1 rRNA gene is annotated in these 2,445 nt (G+C 51.9%); it reads right to left on the bottom strand.

Going from position 1 to position 2,445, the window contains the following annotated elements:
* Positions 1-2,411 (bottom strand): 23S ribosomal RNA (locus DP116_RS27835); the annotation flags it as partial.
* Positions 2,412-2,445 lie beyond the last annotated feature (34 nt).

The following is a 2,445-nucleotide window of genomic DNA, read 5'->3' as shown; positions in this document are numbered from 1 at the left end:
AACCTCCCCGTCGATGTGGACTCTTGGGGGAGATCAGCCTGTTATCCCTAGAGTAACTTTTATCCGTTGAGCGACGGCCATTCCACGCTGCGCCGTCGGATCACTAAGACCGTGTTTCCACCCTGCTTGAGTTGTTGCTCTTGCAGTCAAGCTCCCTTATTGCCTTTACACTCAAAGCACGATTTCCAACCGTGCTGAGGGAACCTTTGTGCGCCTCCGTTACCTTTTAGGAGGCGACCGCCCCAGTCAAACTGCCCACCTGAAATTGTCTCCTTTCCGGATCACGGAAACGGGTTAGAATCCTAGCTTCGCCAGAGTGGTATCTCACTGTTGGCTCCACACTCCCCACAAGGAATGCTTCAATGCCTCCCACCTATTCTGCGCAAGCCAAGCCCGGACCCAATTCCAGGCTACAGTAAAGCTTCATAGGGTCTTTCTGTCCAGGTGCAGGTAGTCCGTATCTTCACAGACACTCCTATTTCGCCGAGTCTCTCTCCGAGACAGTGCCCAGATCGTTACGCCTTTCGTGCGGGTCGGAACTTACCCGACAAGGAATTTCGCTACCTTAGGACCGTTATAGTTACGGCCGCCGTTCACCGGGGCTTCAGTCGCCAGCTTTACCTATTGGCTGACCAGCTTCCTTAACCTTCCGGCACTGGGCAGGCGTCAGCCCCCATACTTCCTCTTACGAGTTGGCGGAGACCTGTGTTTTTGGTAAACAGTCGCCTGGGCCTCTTCACTGCAACCCACTTGCGTGGGCACCCCTTCTTCCGAAGTTACGGGGCTATTTTGCCGAGTTCCTTAGAGAGAGTTATCTCGCTCCCCTTGGTATTCTCTACCCTCCCACCTGTGTCGGTTTCGGGTACGGGTACTCAGCTTTCATCACATCCACAGCTTTTCTTGACACTATCCTCACTACTCGACCTCCGTAGAAGTCTCCCAATCCAGTCAGGGTGTAGCTTACTTTCATGCGCACTGCAAATGCTCCCACTGAATAGTCAGGGATTGTTGACCCTGTGTCCATCGACTACGCGTTTCCGCCTCGCCTTAGGTCCCGACTAACCCAGAGTGGACGAACCTGGCTCTGGAACCCTTGGGATTTCGGGGCATTGGATTCTCACCAATGTTTTCGCTACTCAAGCCGACATTCTCACTTCCGTTTCGTCCACACCTGCTTACCGCTAGTGCTTCTTCCTAACACGGAACGCTCCCCTACCGATTACAAAGTAATCCCACAGCTTCGGTACATCGCTTAGTCCCGTTCATTTTCGGCGCAGGAGCGCTTGACCAGTGAGCTATTACGCACTCTTTTAAGGGTGGCTGCTTCTAGGCAAACCTCCTGGTTGTCTGTGCACTCCCACCTCCTTTGCCACTTAGCGATGATTTGGGGACCTTAGCTGGTGGTCTGGGCTGTTTCCCTCTTGACGATGAAGCTTATCCCCCACCGTCTCACTGGTTGTGTGTTCTTCTGGTATTCTGAGTTTGTCTCGATTTGGTACAGCTTTCGCCGCCCGCACCGAAACAGTGCTTTACCCCCAGAGTATAATCACAACCGCTGCGCCTCAACACATTTCGGGGAGAACCAGCTAGCTCCGGGTTCGATTGGCATTTCACCCCTAACCACACCTCATCCGCCGATTTTTCAACATCGGTCGGTTCGGACCTCCACTTGGTGTTACCCAAGCTTCATCCTGGACATGGTTAGATCACCCGGGTTCGGGTCTAAAAACACTGATTCGCGCCCTATTCAGACTCGCTTTCGCTTTGGCTACAGTCTTTCACCTTAACCTACCAGTGCTTTTAACTCGCCGGCTCATTCTTCAACAGGCACGCGGTCATCCGTTGAATCGGACTTCCACTGCTTGTGGGCTCATGGTTTCATGTTCTATTTCACTCCCCTCATTGGGGTTCTTTTCACCTTTCCCTCGCGGTACTGTTTCGCTATCGGTCACACAGTAGTATTTAGCCTTACGAGGTGGTCCTCGCTGATTCACATGGGATTTCACGTGCCCCATGCTACTCGGGATACAGCTAGTATCTTTTAGTTTTTGACTACAGGACTCTCACCTTCTCTGGTACAGTTTTTCGCTGCTTCGTCTAACCTCTGGATTCCTTGTTGCTGTCCCACTACCCCAAAAAGCAAGCTTTTTGGTTTAGGCTCTTCCCCTTTCGCTCACCACTACTTAGGGAATCTCTTTTGATTTCTCTTCCTCCAGCTACTAAGATGTTTCAGTTCGCTGGGTTGGCTCTTTCCTGTCTATATATTCAACAGGCAGTACTTGGGGTTGCCCCATTCGGACATCTCCGGATCTATGCTTGCTTCCAGCTCCCCGGAGCTTTTCGTCGGTCACCACGTCCTTCTTCGCCTCTGTGTGCCTAGGTATCCACCATTCGCCTTTTCTTGCTTGACTACAATCTTTGGTGTTTTTGTTTGGAGTGTTAACT

The sequence above is a fragment of the Brasilonema bromeliae SPC951 genome (assembly GCF_012912135.1).
In the GTDB taxonomy this organism is placed as follows: domain Bacteria; phylum Cyanobacteriota; class Cyanobacteriia; order Cyanobacteriales; family Nostocaceae; genus Brasilonema; species Brasilonema bromeliae.
The sequence above is the reverse complement of the archived record's forward strand: the minus strand, read 5'-3'. Positions and strand labels throughout refer to the sequence as shown.